This is a genomic window from Arthrobacter sp. UNCCL28 (assembly GCF_900102805.1).
Classification (GTDB): Bacteria; Actinomycetota; Actinomycetes; order Actinomycetales; family Micrococcaceae; genus Arthrobacter; species Arthrobacter nicotinovorans_A.
Genome location: NZ_FMWE01000004.1, coordinates 209,875 through 223,252, shown reverse-complemented (window position 1 = coordinate 223,252; position 13,378 = coordinate 209,875). Strand labels below are relative to the sequence as shown.

Sequence of the window (13,378 nt, the reverse complement as noted above, 5' to 3'; positions counted from 1 at the left end):
TCACGCCCTATTCCGCGAACAGCGCCGCCAGGTCGTCTGCCGTCAACGAGCCACCGGCCAGGGCGTCGCCTTCCATCACGTCCGCGAATAGTTGCGATTTCTTGGCCTTCAACGCCATGACCTTTTCCTCGATGGTGTCCTTTGCCACCAGCCGGTAGACCATCACGTTCCTGGCCTGCCCAATACGGTGCGTGCGGTCCACTGCCTGGGCTTCGGACGCGGGGTTCCACCATGGATCCAGCAGGAATACGTAGTCGGCCTCGGTCAGGTTGAGCCCGAAGCCACCGGCCTTCAGCGAGATCAGGAACACCGGAGCGGACCCGTTTTTGAATTCGCTGACCACATCGCCGCGGTTCCTGGTGCTGCCATCGAGGTAGCAGTACTCCACGCCCTCTTCATCCAGGCGTTCTCGGACCTTCCCAAGGAATCCCGTGAACTGGCTGAAGATCAGTGTCCTGTGGCCCTCGGAAATGACGTCTTCCAGTTGCTCGAACAGCACATCGAGTTTGGAGGAACGCACGCCGGACAGCGAAGAGTCCACCAACGAGGCATCCAGGCTGAGCTGCCGCAGCAACGTCAGCGACTGGAAAATCGTGAAGCGGTTCTTGTTCACGTCGTCGATCAATCCGAGGATTTTCTGGCGTTCGCGCTGCAGGTGCGTTTGGTAGACCTTCTGGTGCCTTGGGTTCAGCACCACTTCCAGGATCTGCTCCTGCTTGGGCGGCAGATCCTTGATGACCTGCTCTTTGGTGCGGCGCATCATCAACGGACGGACACGACGCCGGAGCTTGCCCAGTTGCGCGGAGTCCCCGTTCTTTTCCACCGGCTTTTGATAGTTCTCGGCGAACCGTTTGGGGCTGGGGAACAGCCCCGGCGCCACGATTGAGGTCAGCGCCCAGAACTCCATGAGGTTGTTCTCCAGCGGCGTGCCCGTGATGGCCAGCTTGAAACGGGCCGGCAGCTTCCGCGCGCACTGGTACGCCTTGGACTGGTGGTTCTTGACGAACTGGGCCTCGTCCAGCATCAGCCCCGCCCACTGGAAGGAGGCGTAGGCATCGTAGTCAATGCGGAACAGGGCATAGGAGGTGATCACGACGTCGGCACCCGCCAACGCTTCCACAGGGGACAGGCCGCTCTTGGCGAAGGTTTCACTGACGGTCCGCACCACCAGGCCCGGGGCGAACCGTTGCGCTTCCAAGGCCCAGTTGCTCACAACGCTGGTGGGCGCCACCACCAGGAAGGGAGCGCGTGGAGTTACCTCGACAGCGTCGCCCTGCGCGGCAGCAGCAGTCGAGGCAGCCAGATCCTTTGCCGCACAAATCAGCGCAATGGCCTGAACGGTCTTACCAAGGCCCATATCGTCCGCAAGAACACCGCCGAGGCTGTGCTTGTAGAGGAAGCTGAGCCAGTTGAATCCCTCGAGCTGATAAGGACGCAGCTCAGCGTTAAGTCCGGCCGGGAGCGGAAGCCCGGTCACGCCGTCGTCGAGCAATCCACCCACGGCTTCACGCCAGGCGGCGGCCTGTTCGTCCACAATACCGAGCTGCGCCAGCTCGTCCCAGAGCCCGGCCTGGAAGCGGCTGATCTGCAGGGTGCCGTCCTTGTTGTCCGGGTTGTCCTGCAGCGAACGGGCTTCGTCGATCAGCGCGCGGAGCTGGTGCAGTTCCGGCAGGTCCAGCGAGAAGTAGGCGCCGCTGGGCAACAGCATGCGGCTCATTCCGGCCGCAAGCGCCGAGAACACCGCCGCGAAGGACACCGGTTCGCCTTCGAGGGTGATCACGATTCCGAGGTCGAACCAGTCGCCGCTGGCCGTCTCCTTGGTGGAAATGGACACCACGGGAGCCTCGGCGGCCTCGCGGTAATCTGCGATGTCACCGGATGTTTCAACTACGACGTCGGGCAGTTCCCGCAGTGCCGGGAGAACCTCCTCGGTGAAGGCCAGGGTGTCCAGGCCGCTGAGCTCAGCGGAGGCTGCGACACGGGGCGCACCCCAGCCACCGGTTGCCGACTCGGCCAGCGCGGACACCACATCCCAGGGCCGGCCGAGCGACTCCAGGATGCGGGCTTCCTCAGCGTCGTCCCGGTAGCCGCGATCGTCTGGATGCCGCCACAGCGGTTGCGCCGTGACCAGCGTGCCGGACTTGTAATGCCACTCCCAATGCAGCCGGACCTTGTGGTCGTTGCCGTAATTGGCCAGCAGGGACAGCGTAGGGACGGCCAGTGTAGGCAGCTCCACGGATTCGTCCGCGGCCTGGACCGGCGTGGACTGTCGCAGTTTGGGGTAAAACGAGGTCAGGAAGCGGCTCTCATCCTCGGCAGGAATCTGCAGGGTTTGGCCGTCCATGACGAACTCCAGGAGCTCGTCAGTGATGCCACCCTCGATCGGCGCCAAGGTGATCAGGTTCTTTTGCTGTGGCACGCCGGGCAGGGTTTCCCCCGAATGCGTGAAGAAAATACCGTTGGCCGGTTTGCCCAGGAAGCCCACGGATCCGGGATCCACGGATTCCCCGTCCACGGTGACGGACGGCGCAAGCTGCAGTCCGCCGTCGGGCGCTTCCGCTGTGCTGTCCGGTGCCGCGTCCAGACGCGCCAAACTCAGTCCGACGACGGCGGGTTGGGACTCCACGCGGACAGGCTCGCTGCCAGCGGAGTGAATGAGTGGGATGCCGGCTTTGGTGGCGTCGGCGAGGAGGGTCCAAAGATTCTTGGCAGCGAAGTCGTTCAGGCTCAGCCACATGGCACCGGATGGTTGCTGGCGGCCGTTGCTGGATCCATGGGCGGCGAGGAAAGTCTGAAGCCATTCGACGTGGACTTCGTTGAACTCCCGGCGGAAGCTGACGTAGCTGAGGTTGTTCCAGGAGACGTCGCCGCGGATCCATTTGCCCTTGGCGCCCATCATGACCGGGCGGGCCTTGAGCTGGCGGACGCTGCGCATGGGGTCCCGGCGGCCTGTGTAGGAGAAGTGGGCCGCAGGCTCTTCCACCTCGAACTGAAGTGCAAGCGGGATGCCGGCGGCACTGGGCGCCGTCCCGGGCTTGGTGATCAACCTGTTGAGGGCTTGTTCCCAGGCGGGACGGGCGGCGCTGCCCTGCTGCCCCGAACCAGCGCGGGAGGTTTGGATACCAGGAGCCTGCGAGAGGAGCTGTGCCCGGATGCTGGGGTGGTCCTCGGCAGTAAACAGCAGGGCGGCTACATGCTTGCAGTCCTTGCGGACAGGGCAGCTGCAGATCCCCACGGTGCAGCTCCAGCCGCTGGGCTTACGGACCAGTTTGGCCGACGTCGAATACGGCTGCGGACCCGTACCCCGGACCTTGCCGATCAGGAGACCCGTGGCCGAATCGAAAGAAATCCCGCTCACGCGGCTGCCCATGGCATAGGCCAGTCCGGCCGCCAGGGAGCGGTCGTTAATGGCAGGAGTCTGAATGGCCAGTTCCCAGTTTTCGTCTGTGTGGGACGGCATGCGTCGGGCTACTTTCGGCAGGAGGCTATCTGTTCAATCTTAGTCAGCAGAAAACGGCTCCCAAACTTCGCCCTCCGTTCACCTCAACCTCGATTGCTGCGACGCTCCCGCGCGTACGTTGAAAGTGTCCGGAGCACCACCAGCTTTCAGCAGTGAGGATTTCCCATGACTACCAACGAGTACCCCGTCGTCCTGAACAAGACCAGCTTCGAAGCCGGCAACGCGGATGTAGTGGATTCCAACGTCAACGTCGTGAACCTGATGTACCAGGAGCTCCTCAACAGCGACGAAATCGCACCCGCAGCGCTCAACAGCTTCTTTGTGGACTTCTACCTGACGCAGGCACTGTCCGGCGGCTTCGCCCAGTACGTCTTCACGGCACCGGAACGTGAGGAGGTGGACTCCTACGTCCGCGCCGGCCTGGAAAGCATGGGCGCCACACGCCACCTGGACCTCTTCAACCGCACAGCGGCCGCTTTCGACGCCCTGACCGAGGATGAAGCCGAGGCCTACCTCGACGGAGAACTGGACGAGTCCGAAACCCCGCCTGCTTCAGTGGTGGCCTTGGACGAGCTCGACGGCGAGTTCGAGTCACTGCTGGAGGAAGAGGACATCATCGACCTCAATGCCGTGTACCTCCGCGACCAGTCCGAACTGCTGGTCCTGACCGACGAGGAGATCGAAGCGCACATCGCCGGGCGCGTTGCCTTGGTGCCGGACCTCGCAGAGCGCCAGGCCGAAGCCGAAGAAGAAGCCCTGGCCAACGCCCCCGAGTTCGAGGTCATCATCCGCGAACTGTGCGACGTTGCCGGCTACGCCCTCGAGAAGATCACCATGGGCGACCCCAACTACGAGCACGACGGCGTCAAGACCCTCGCCTGGCACTTCTCCACCGACCACGGCGACTACCTCATGATCGAGGACGACGAGGAGGCCTTCATGATCCACCCGGAGACCAAGGAAATCATCGCGGCTGTGGAGTTTGAAGAGTCCGAGGAATTCGCCGACGCGTAAGCCACTCGTTGCCGAGGTCGCCGGAACGCTGCAGAATCGCCGTTGCGTTCCGGCGACCTCGCCGCGTTTCCGGCGATTTCGGTGCCCTACGTCTTGGGCGTTGCCTTGCTGACCTGCCGGAACTTGACGAATCCCCACACTATGGACGCTTGCCAACAGGCCAGCAGGCCCACCCAGATCCAGTCCAGGCCATGCTCTGTGGCGTTGATGATCAAGGCGATGAGCCCCAAGGTCCACCCGAGTTCCTGTCCCCCCAGGAACGTCAAGGTCGGCGTCTTTTTGCTGCTGATGTCCTGTGTCATTTTCTCTCCCCCTAGAGTTGGTTTGCAGTCTAGCGGACCCATGCATCGGCCTGGCTTGGGGTTTGGGCCGCCGAACACGCCCGAAAGCTGCGGCGTCGGCGTGCGCAAAAACTCCGCCGAGGGACCTTTTTCAAGAGCGTGCCTTCAAGAGCGGGCTTTCAAAGAGCGCGTCCTTCGTGCGCTCGGGTGAGGTGGCGTGCTCGTGAGTTCGCGGGAACCTCGCATGTTCACACGGAACCTTCCGGCGACCTCGGAGGTTTCCCGCGAACCCGGCGTCACGCCTCAGTAACCCGAACCCGCAGCGCCCTTGATCATCTCCCCGGTGGGGCTTACCAGATACCAGACGCCACCAACTCCTTGGCCGGTCACATCCCCCGGGGCCTTGTCCTTGGCGTAGTAGTACAGCGGCATGCCGTTGAGCGTCACATGCTTTTTCCCATCCGGAGACGCTATGGTTCCCACAGTTCCGGTGACGCCGTCAACAGTGGGGGCGTCCGCCGTCGTGGTAAAAATCGGCCAGGCGTCCAAGCACGCGGCGGTGCACGCGCTGGTTCCGGAATCCTTGACGTCCTTGGTGAAGAAGTAGAGGCTCATACCCTTGCTGTCCACTACGATCTGACCCGCGCTGGAGGACGCCACTTTCATGTCGGCAGCGGCACTGGCACTGGTGCTGGCGGCGCTGGGGGAAGCCGAGGTGGGTGCCGCCGAGGAGGTCGCCGCGGGCGGGGGAGTGGAGGTGGCGGTGGTCCCCGGACTTCCGCCGCACCCTGCCATCGCCGCGGCCAGGATCACTGCACCGAATCCAAAACTGAGTCGTTTCTTCATTTCTCGCTCCTTTGACGAGCCGGCCGGGACGGACCGGCGCTAACCCCTACGACGCCGGCGGGGGAAGAATGGTTCACGGGGGCTGAACCATTTGCCGGCGTGCGTCGTCGTATAGGCGAAGGGGCAGGAGAAAACACTGAGGGAGGTGGCTATGCCGTTGGACGAGGACGTGGTGGTGGCGATCTACCGCGACCATGGCACCGCGTTGAAACGCTTCGTGCTCAGCTGCACTTCCGATGCCCATCAGGCCGATGACGTAGTGCAGGAAACCATCCTGAAGGTCTGGCAGCATGCCCCGCAGATCACGGGCAGCCTGCGAAGCTACCTCTTCCGGACGGCCCGCAACGTCATCATCGACAACTACCGGAAGGCCCAGCGGCGCCCGATGGAAGCCGGTGAGCAAGACCTCCCGGACCACGCAGCGAGGGAACGCGTGGATGAGCTCCTGAACCGGGTACTGATGGAAGAAGCGTTGCTCCGGCTCAGCCACGAGCACCGCGAGGTCCTGGTAGCCCTCCATTACCAGCGGTTTACCGTCAGCGAGGCAGCACTGCAGCTGAACATCCCTGCCGGAACCGTGAAATCCCGGGCCTTCTATGCTGTGAAGGCCCTCCGAACGATCCTTGACGAGATGGGGGTGGAACGATGAACGGCCAGTCCGTCCACCAATTGCTGGGCGCTTACCTGCTGGGTGGGCTCGACGCCGGTGAAGCCCGCTCTTTTGAGGACCACCTGACCGGCTGCGCTGAGTGCCGCCGTGAGCTGGAGGAGCTTGAAAGCCTTCCGGCATTGCTCGACGCCGTGCCGCCGGCTGACGCTGTGGCGCTCACCGTCACCGGTGGTTCCCAAGCGCTTGCACCGTTGGAGCCAATGCCCGGCACCCTTCCCGAGAAAGTGCTGGTTGACTTGTCGGCGCGCCGAAGGAAATCACGACGCCGGTGGGCGGCCGTGGTGGGTGCTGTGGCTGCCGCTTGCCTGGCGGTTGGTTTCCTGGCCGGCCCGCTCCTGAACCAGCCACCCAAGCCTGACGCGAGCTATTCGGTGCAGTCGGACAACGGCCTGCAGTTGACCGTGGGAATGGTGAAGAAGACGTGGGGCACGGAACTGGAGGTTGAGGGGCGCTCCATGCCTTTGGAAGGCACTCTTTATCTTTGGGTGAAGGGCCGGGACGGGGCTGAGGAACGGACCTGCGGTTGGACGGCGACACCCAGCGGCCGGATCAAGATCACAGGTGCTACGCCGGTCCAGTTGGCCGGAATCGCGGGAGTTGAGCTCCGCGACGAAGCCCAGAAGACGGTTGCCTCTATCTCGGTGCCGTAACCAGCTAGGGTGCCGTAACCAACCGGGTTGCCGTAACCAGCTAGTTTTCGGCGACTTCGGTTCCCTGGGCGCGCAGTTCGGCCACCAGTGCCGGGTTCTCGCAAGCCCGGGCGAACGCCTCGATCCGGCGCTCAATTTCGCGGCCAAGCAGCCAGCTTCCCACCCTCTCGGCCAACGGCTTTACCAGAGCCGGGCGGCACGAAAAGGTGTACTTCCAGACTGCCCGGGTTCCGCCGTCGTCGGGCGTGAACCGCCAGCCACCACCGAAGTTCCCAAAGAACCACGGCCCCGAAACCATGGTCATGCCCACATTTCGGGGTGGGGTGTAGGAGACGTATTCGCTGACCATTTTCAGGCCCATGCGGGAAACGGTCCGTGTCCGGACACCCTTGCCGGCAGCTGTGGCTCCGTCAAGGAAAGCCTGGGCCGAGATGAACGGGTCCCATTTGAGCCGGAATTGGCCCGTCGTTTGGGAGAGGGCGAAAGCTGTGTCCGGATCCAGGCGGATGAATCGTTCGGCGCGCACCTGGGGCATCAGAACCCCTGACCTGAGCCGAGGACCAGGAACACCATGAAGACAATGCCAAAAATGTTGACCGCCATGATCGCCAATCCGATGATCCCGGTGATCCGTCCCGCGTTCATTCGGCCGGCCCGGAAGACGGCGATCAATCCACTCACCACGGCAACGATTGCCAGGACCACGGAAATCCCCGCCAGCACCAACGCACCAAACCACCAGGCATCATTGCCCTCGTTGTAACGGCTCATGGCGGAGGCCACCGCCGCAATGCCCAAGGGGATGCTGACCACGGCCGCGATCGGCGAGAGCACGGCAGCGATGATGCTGGTGATCCCGGCGGGAAGGCCGCGTGTCCCGGTCCTTTGTGGTTGCTGGTAGTAGTCGATCGGTGGCTGATAGCTCATGGTTCCCCCGGACTCCGTCGGCTAAAGCTTGCGGTAGGTGAGGTCGAAGATCATGCGACCGGCCTCGTGGGCCTTGTTCTCGAAGCTGGTCCGGATGCGGCCATCGAAGCGGGGTGCCCAACCGCCTTCTTCATCCACGCCCTCATTGGGACCAGTGTGCTCGGTGCTGACCGGCGCGCGGCCTTCCCTCACCGGGGCGCCGCCCACAACAGACTCGACGCCGGATTGCCACACCTGCGTCAGCGGGCTTTCCTCGCCGCTGCGCTCGCCTTCGTGCATGTTCTCGAACTCCGTGGACCCGGCCAGGACTTCGCGGACGTGCACTGCATAGTTGGACCAGTCAGTAGCGATCCGCCAGTAGCCACCCTTTTCCAGTGCCTTGGCAGCTACGGAAGCGAAGGCGGGCTGGATAAGTCGGCGTTTATGGTGCCGGGCTTTGTGCCAGGGGTCGGGGAAGAACACCCAGAGCTCGCTGACTGAGCCTTCGGGGAGCATCGATTCGAGGACCTCGGGAGCGTTGGCTTCCACTACCCGCACGTTGGTCAGGCCCCGGCTGTTGATCTTGATGATGGTGTTGGCCAAACCGGGGGTGTAAACCTCCACGGCCAGGAAGTCCTTGTCCGGGTTCTGCTCCGCGGCGTGGACCACGGCGTCACCCAGGCCGGAACCGATCTCAACGATCAGGGGTGCCTTGCGCCCGAATACGGCCTCGGCATCGAAGGTGTAGTCCGGGTGCACGGAGGTGTTGGCAACATGGCGGGGCACTTGGATGGCCCAGCGCTCGGCGTGCTCTTCCCAGGCAGCCTGCCTGCGGCCCTGCAATCGGGTGCCGCGGCGCACGAAGCTGACGGGCCGGCCGCCATAGGTCCCAAAGGATGCCTGGGTGCCGGGCGTGACGGGGCGCGGGGAATCTGGGGTTTCACTCATCACTTCCAGAATACTTTGGTTCGGGGTGGAGGCTCTGCGGCGTCTGGGCTGGGTGCTTGCGCCGGGGACGTTCCACGGTGCGGGTACCGGTGTTCAGTTGCGAAGCACCATCAAGAGCAACGCCAGCCCTTCGAGTCCTGCAATACAAAGCCCGAAGATCCCAAACATCCATGCTATGGTCCGCTGCCCATCGGCATCGCGGCTTTTGGCCAGCCTGAGACAGGTCAGGCCACAGACCAACGCCCCGAGCCAGCAAGCTCCGGTGGGGACCACGAGAATCGTTTGCGCAGCCATTGCATATGGGGGTGACTCAGCGCCAAACATGAAGAGCATCCCCACAGGGAAGACGATCATGAAGACAATGGGCACCCCCATGGCCAGTGCCAAACTCCAGATGCTGACCTTCAATCCCGGTGGGTGCGAAATCCGCGCGTGCGACTTCTGAGAAGCCGGCAGAGGATGCCCGGAAGTAGTGCTGTGAGGTGATGGTTTGGGGGTCTTGTCCATGCCCTCAACGCTATGGATCGCGATGCTGCAGAGGCAGGTAAATCTCTCCTATGTGGATAACTCTGCCAAGGCAGCTATTCATACACCGATGGTCATATACCGCTCACCGGTCATATCCCGCCCAACGGACCCTCGATCGAAGCCGCCCTGACAGAATAGGACGTGTGACCTCCTCCAAGACGCCCGGCTATCGAGAGAAACCAGTCCTGCCTGACATCGCAGTGGACGCTGAGATCGACGACGAACCGGCCGCGGATCCCACACAACTCCGCGGTAAGCGCGGCCTGGTCTACTTGGGCATCTGCCTGGTACTGATCGGACTGAACCTCCGCACCGTCTTCTCCAGCTTCTCGGCGGTCCTTCCGGAAATAACGTCCGACGCCGGCCTGCCGGGTTGGTCGCTGGTGGTCCTCACAACCGTGCCGGTCACGCTGCTGGGACTGTTCGCGCCACTGGCTCCCATCCTCGCCCGGAGATTCGGGGCGGAACGGGTGCTTCTCGGAGCCATGGCCGTGCTCACTGCAGGCCTCCTGCTGAGGCCAGTGGAGTTCCCGGGAATGGGTCACTTGCCCGCACTTCTGGCCGGAACAGCTGCCTGCGGTGCCGCAATAGCGCTCTGCAACGTCCTCCTGCCCGGCGTCGTCAAACGGGATTTCCCGCACCGCCTCGGCCTGATGGGCGGCCTCTACACCACCGCGATTTGTGCTTCGGCAGCCCTTGGCGCGGGCTTCACGTACCCGGTGTTTACGGCAACCGGCCACTGGACATCGGCTCTGTGGTTCTGGGCGGTTCCTGCCGGCGTCGTACTTTTGCTTTTCCTCCCGCTCGCGATCCGCCAACCGTCCGTGAAACACCAAGCCGTCCACGGTGGCGTCAATGTGTGGCGCTCGGCCGTGGCGTGGCAGGTGACCATGTTCATGGTGTTGCAGGCCATGATGTCGTTCAGCGTGTTCGCCTGGATGGCGCCGATCCTGCGGAACAGGGGGATTGATGGCGGAACGGCCGGGCTGATCGTCTCGTTGTCGATTGTGCTGCAGATGCTGGGGTCCCTGTTTGCCCCTGCCCTGGCCACGCGTTTCAAGGACCAGCGGATCATCAACATGGTGGTGGCGCTGATGACCGGAGGCGGCTTTGCGCTCACGATCTTTGGCCCCACAGAGTTGATTTGGGTCTGGACCGGGCTGAACGGGCTTGGCCAGGGATCACTGACTGCCGTGGCCCTGACCATGATCATGGTCCGGACCCGCGACGCCCACACCGCCGCACACCTGTCCGGGATGATGCAGGGCGTCGGCTATGGGGTAGGTTCACTTGGCACGCTGATGGTGGGTCAACTGCACCAGGGGACCGGCGGTTTCGAGGCGGCCGGAGTCCTGTTCCTGGTGGTGGGATCCTTGGCTGCCTTCTTCGGTTACCGGGCAGGCCGCGACCGCTTCGTTTAACGTTGTGAGGCCCACTCTGCACCCAAAGACCTCGGGAAAACGTGCAGAGCGGGCCTCGCAACGATCGCGGGGAACCTAGGCCGTGAGGTCCTTGCCCTTGGTCTCCGGGATGGAGAAGGCAAACCCGATGCCCACCAGCAGCAGGATCACGGCGTACACATTGAACAGCTGGGCCTGACCGATGCTGCCGAGCCAGGTCTGCAGGTAAGGGGCGGTGCCACCGAAGGCCGCCACGCAGATGGAGTACGGGACCCCGACGCCAATGGTTCGGATGTGGGTCGGGAACAGTTCGGCGTACACGGCCGGGACAATCGCTGCGCTGCCGGCGATGAAGAACAGCATCACGGACATTGAGACGGCCAACTGCCACGGTGAGTCCTTCAGCAGCCACGTCATGGGGAAGTGCAGGAGGGCGGCGCCCGCGGCGGAGGCGATGATGACGGGCCTGCGTCCTATGCGGTCGGACAGTTTGCCCCAGAACGGCAGGGCTGCGATGAACACTACGTTGCCGATGACGCCGGCCCACAGGGCTTCGCCGCGATCCATCTTCAAAGAAGTTGCTGCGTAGCTCGGTGCCACCACACCCCAGATGTAGTACACAACGGTCAAGCCTACGGTCAGGCCGATGACCTGCAATGCCTGCTTCCGGTACTTGATGATCTGCGGCAGGATCGGCAGGCGCTTCTCGTTGGGAGCTTCTGCCTCAAACGCTTCGGTTTCCTTCATCTTGGCCCGCATGAACAGGGCGTAGATCCCCAGGGCGCCACCGATCAGGAAGGGGATGCGCCAACCCCAGGCGCTCATGTCTTCCTTGCTCAGGACGTTGGTCAGGATGGCGCCGAGCAGCGTACCGGCCAGGATGCCTGCCGTGCCGGAGGTGTAGATGAGCGTGGCCCAGAAGCCGCGGTGTTCCTTGGGTGCCATTTCCGACAAGTAAGTCTGCGACGACGGCAACTCACCACCGTGCGCCAGGCCCTGGATGAGGCGGGCCACCAACAGCATCACCGATGCGAAGGCGCCAACTGCCGCGAACGTCGGCGCGATGCCGATGAGCAGGCTGCCCACCGCACCCAAGGCCACGGCTACGGTCATGGACGTTTTGCGGCCGATCCTGTCGCCGATCCAGCCGAACACGAAACCGCCGAAGGGGCGGGCAACGAAACCGACGGCGAAGATCGCCAAGGTGGACAGTACCGCCGACGTCGGGTCGGCCTGGCTGAACAGGGCGCTGGCGATGAACGGTGAGAACGTTGCGTAGATTGCCCAGTCGTACCATTCAACGGCATTGCCGATTCCGGTACCAACGAGCGTCCGCGCGTGGGATTTTTGGACCTTGACGTCGGAGGACGTTCCTGCGGTGGTGGTCATGGGATTCTCCAAGCTGATGCGGGGACAGGGAGGTGGACGCTAGTTGCCGGCAAGGGCGGCGATGCGGGATACGGCGAGCTCGGCGTACAGCGCGGCACCGTCGGTGAGGACGCCGTCGTCGAACGTTGCGTATGGCGAGTGGTTGAAGGCCGACGTCGCGTGGTCGGCGCCGGGGGCAACGGCGCTGAGTCCAATGAACGTGCCGGGAACTTGGTCCAGGACGCGGGAGAAGTCCTCGGAACCACTCAGGGGCGTGGCCATCCGGGTATGCCTGGACTCGCCGAACATTTCGGCGATGACCTTTTCCGCAGTGGTGGTCTCGTCCTTGTTGTTGATGGTGAGGGGATATTCTTCGTCGTACTGCACATGGACCTCCAGCCCGTGGGCTGCGGCAATACCGTGGAGCAGCCTGGGTACTGCTTCCATCATCTTCCTGCGGGAGGCTTCGGAGAAGGTCCGGACGGTTGCTTCTATGCGGGCGGTTTCGGGGATGACGTTGCGCTTGGTTCCGGCCTGCAACACGCCAACGGTCAGGACCACGGGGTCGAAGAGGTCGAACTGCCGGGTGATCATGACCTGCAGGGCGGTGACCATTTCCGCCGCAGCCGTGACCGGATCCTTGGCCAGGTGGGGAGCGGAGCCATGTCCGCCGGCGCCGTGGACGGTGACGAAGAGGCCCGCCGAGGAACTCAGCATGATCCCGGGTTTGGTGAGGAACTGTCCGTGATCGGCAACTGATGAGAACACGTGCATTCCGTATGCTGCATCCGCACGCCTCCCGGCCGCGTCCAGGACGCCTTCCTCGATCATGTAGCTGGCGCCGTCAAAGCCCTCCTCGCCGGGCTGGAACATGAGGATGACATCGCCTGCCAGTTGATCCTGACGCTCTGCAAGGAGAGTGGCAGCACCGGCGAGCATGGAGGTGTGGAGATCGTGTCCGCAGGCATGCATGGCGCCGTCCACGCGGGAGGTGTAGTCCACGCCGGTGGTCTCCTGGACGGGGAGCCCATCCATGTCGGCCCGCAGCAACACCACGGGCTTGTGGGCCGAAGCGTGGCCGGCACCGCCGCGGAGAACTGCCGTGACCGATGTCGTTTCCTTGCCCAGGGTGATCTCGAAGGGGAGCCCATCCAGTGCCTTGAGCACCTTTTCCTGCGTGCGGGGGAGCTGCAGCCCGATTTCCGGTTCACGGTGAAGGTCATGCCGGAGGCGGACGATGTCGTCCCGCAGCTCCTTGGCGTCGGCAGCGATGGTCATGTTGTACTCCTGGGTTTATCCGGGTCTCT

Annotated in this window: 13 protein-coding genes; 4 read left to right on the top strand and 9 right to left on the bottom strand. The window is 63.5% G+C overall.

Features of this window, described 5'->3' with window-relative positions; translation table 11 throughout:
• Window positions 1–7 precede the first annotated feature (7 nt).
• A complete protein-coding gene (locus tag BLQ01_RS13395) occupies window positions 8–3,460 on the bottom strand; it encodes a DEAD/DEAH box helicase (protein WP_091552249.1) in 3,453 nt (1,150 codons plus the stop codon).
• A 165-nt stretch (window positions 3,461–3,625) separates the two neighbouring features.
• On the opposite strand from BLQ01_RS13395, the gene BLQ01_RS13390 reads away from it, so the two are divergent.
• The gene (locus BLQ01_RS13390; RefSeq protein ID WP_091552248.1) at window positions 3,626–4,474 is read left to right on the top strand and encodes a DMP19 family protein; all 849 of its coding nucleotides are present in this window, start codon (window positions 3,626–3,628) and stop codon (window positions 4,472–4,474) included.
• Window positions 4,475–4,560: 86 nt separating this feature from the next.
• Here BLQ01_RS13390 and BLQ01_RS13385 read toward each other — a convergent pair whose 3' ends face one another.
• Both BLQ01_RS13385 and BLQ01_RS13380 read right to left on the bottom strand, forming a co-directional pair.
• Window positions 4,561–4,776, bottom strand: coding sequence for a hypothetical protein (locus tag BLQ01_RS13385; protein WP_091552246.1), 216 nt, complete (start codon window positions 4,774–4,776; stop codon window positions 4,561–4,563).
• A 282-nt stretch (window positions 4,777–5,058) separates the two neighbouring features.
• A complete protein-coding gene (locus BLQ01_RS13380) occupies window positions 5,059–5,601 on the bottom strand; it encodes a COG4315 family predicted lipoprotein (RefSeq protein WP_091552245.1) in 543 nt (180 codons plus the stop codon).
• Between the two features lie 151 nt (window positions 5,602–5,752).
• Between BLQ01_RS13380 and BLQ01_RS13375 the strand changes: the two genes are divergently transcribed.
• Both BLQ01_RS13375 and BLQ01_RS13370 read left to right on the top strand, forming a co-directional pair.
• Window positions 5,753–6,250 (top strand): sigma-70 family RNA polymerase sigma factor, encoded by a 498-nt coding sequence (locus BLQ01_RS13375; protein ID WP_091552243.1) that lies wholly within the window; start codon window positions 5,753–5,755, stop codon window positions 6,248–6,250.
• Window positions 6,247–6,921 (top strand): zf-HC2 domain-containing protein, encoded by a 675-nt coding sequence (locus BLQ01_RS13370; protein ID WP_091552241.1) that lies wholly within the window; start codon window positions 6,247–6,249, stop codon window positions 6,919–6,921. Before BLQ01_RS13375 ends, BLQ01_RS13370 begins: the two co-directional genes overlap by 4 nt.
• Window positions 6,922–6,961: 40 nt before the next feature.
• On the opposite strand, the gene BLQ01_RS13365 is transcribed toward BLQ01_RS13370, so the two are convergent.
• The 4 genes from BLQ01_RS13365 to BLQ01_RS13350 form a co-directional block, all read right to left on the bottom strand.
• Complete coding sequence (locus BLQ01_RS13365) at window positions 6,962–7,456, bottom strand: type II toxin-antitoxin system RatA family toxin (RefSeq protein WP_091552240.1); 495 nt, start codon at window positions 7,454–7,456, stop codon at window positions 6,962–6,964.
• A complete protein-coding gene (locus BLQ01_RS13360; RefSeq protein WP_026543456.1) occupies window positions 7,456–7,848 on the bottom strand; it encodes a hypothetical protein in 393 nt (130 codons plus the stop codon). The genes BLQ01_RS13365 and BLQ01_RS13360 overlap by 1 nt, the downstream gene beginning before the upstream one ends.
• A 21-nt stretch (window positions 7,849–7,869) precedes the next feature.
• Window positions 7,870–8,775 carry a tRNA (guanosine(46)-N7)-methyltransferase TrmB gene (trmB, locus tag BLQ01_RS13355; protein ID WP_026543457.1) on the bottom strand — a complete coding sequence of 302 codons (906 nt, stop codon included), beginning with the start codon at window positions 8,773–8,775 and terminating at the stop codon, window positions 7,870–7,872.
• 93 nt (window positions 8,776–8,868) lie between these two features.
• Entirely contained in the window at window positions 8,869–9,282 is a 414-nt protein-coding gene (locus BLQ01_RS13350) for a hypothetical protein (protein WP_026547938.1), read from the bottom strand.
• 164 nt (window positions 9,283–9,446) lie between these two features.
• On the opposite strand from BLQ01_RS13350, the gene BLQ01_RS13345 reads away from it, so the two are divergent.
• Window positions 9,447–10,724, top strand: coding sequence for a CynX/NimT family MFS transporter (locus BLQ01_RS13345; protein ID WP_091552238.1), 1,278 nt, complete (start codon window positions 9,447–9,449; stop codon window positions 10,722–10,724).
• 75 nt (window positions 10,725–10,799) lie between these two features.
• On the opposite strand, the gene BLQ01_RS13340 is transcribed toward BLQ01_RS13345, so the two are convergent.
• Complete coding sequence (locus tag BLQ01_RS13340; protein ID WP_026547940.1) at window positions 10,800–12,092, bottom strand: MFS transporter; 1,293 nt, start codon at window positions 12,090–12,092, stop codon at window positions 10,800–10,802.
• 39 nt (window positions 12,093–12,131) lie between these two features.
• Window positions 12,132–13,349 (bottom strand): M20 metallopeptidase family protein, encoded by a 1,218-nt coding sequence (locus tag BLQ01_RS13335; RefSeq protein WP_091552236.1) that lies wholly within the window; start codon window positions 13,347–13,349, stop codon window positions 12,132–12,134.
• Window positions 13,350–13,378: the final 29 nt, after the last annotated feature.

What these genes read in the sequence shown, in the direction of transcription:
- BLQ01_RS13380 (WP_091552245.1), bottom strand. Translation starts at nt 5,601, where the DNA reads ATGAAGAAACGACTCAGTTTTGGATTCGGTGCAGTGATCCTGGCCGCG.
- BLQ01_RS13385 (WP_091552246.1), bottom strand. Translation starts at nt 4,776, where the DNA reads ATGACACAGGACATCAGCAGCAAAAAGACGCCGACCTTGACGTTCCTG.
- BLQ01_RS13365 (WP_091552240.1), bottom strand. Translation starts at nt 7,456, where the DNA reads ATGCCCCAGGTGCGCGCCGAACGATTCATCCGCCTGGATCCGGACACA.
- BLQ01_RS13340 (WP_026547940.1), bottom strand. Translation starts at nt 12,092, where the DNA reads ATGACCACCACCGCAGGAACGTCCTCCGACGTCAAGGTCCAAAAATCC.
- BLQ01_RS13350 (WP_026547938.1), bottom strand. Translation starts at nt 9,282, where the DNA reads ATGGACAAGACCCCCAAACCATCACCTCACAGCACTACTTCCGGGCAT.
- BLQ01_RS13395 (WP_091552249.1), bottom strand. Translation starts at nt 3,460, where the DNA reads ATGCCGTCCCACACAGACGAAAACTGGGAACTGGCCATTCAGACTCCT.
- BLQ01_RS13375 (WP_091552243.1), top strand. Translation starts at nt 5,753, where the DNA reads ATGCCGTTGGACGAGGACGTGGTGGTGGCGATCTACCGCGACCATGGC.
- BLQ01_RS13370 (WP_091552241.1), top strand. Translation starts at nt 6,247, where the DNA reads ATGAACGGCCAGTCCGTCCACCAATTGCTGGGCGCTTACCTGCTGGGT.
- trmB (WP_026543457.1), bottom strand. Translation starts at nt 8,775, where the DNA reads ATGAGTGAAACCCCAGATTCCCCGCGCCCCGTCACGCCCGGCACCCAG.
- BLQ01_RS13390 (WP_091552248.1), top strand. Translation starts at nt 3,626, where the DNA reads ATGACTACCAACGAGTACCCCGTCGTCCTGAACAAGACCAGCTTCGAA.
- BLQ01_RS13360 (WP_026543456.1), bottom strand. Translation starts at nt 7,848, where the DNA reads ATGAGCTATCAGCCACCGATCGACTACTACCAGCAACCACAAAGGACC.
- BLQ01_RS13335 (WP_091552236.1), bottom strand. Translation starts at nt 13,349, where the DNA reads ATGACCATCGCTGCCGACGCCAAGGAGCTGCGGGACGACATCGTCCGC.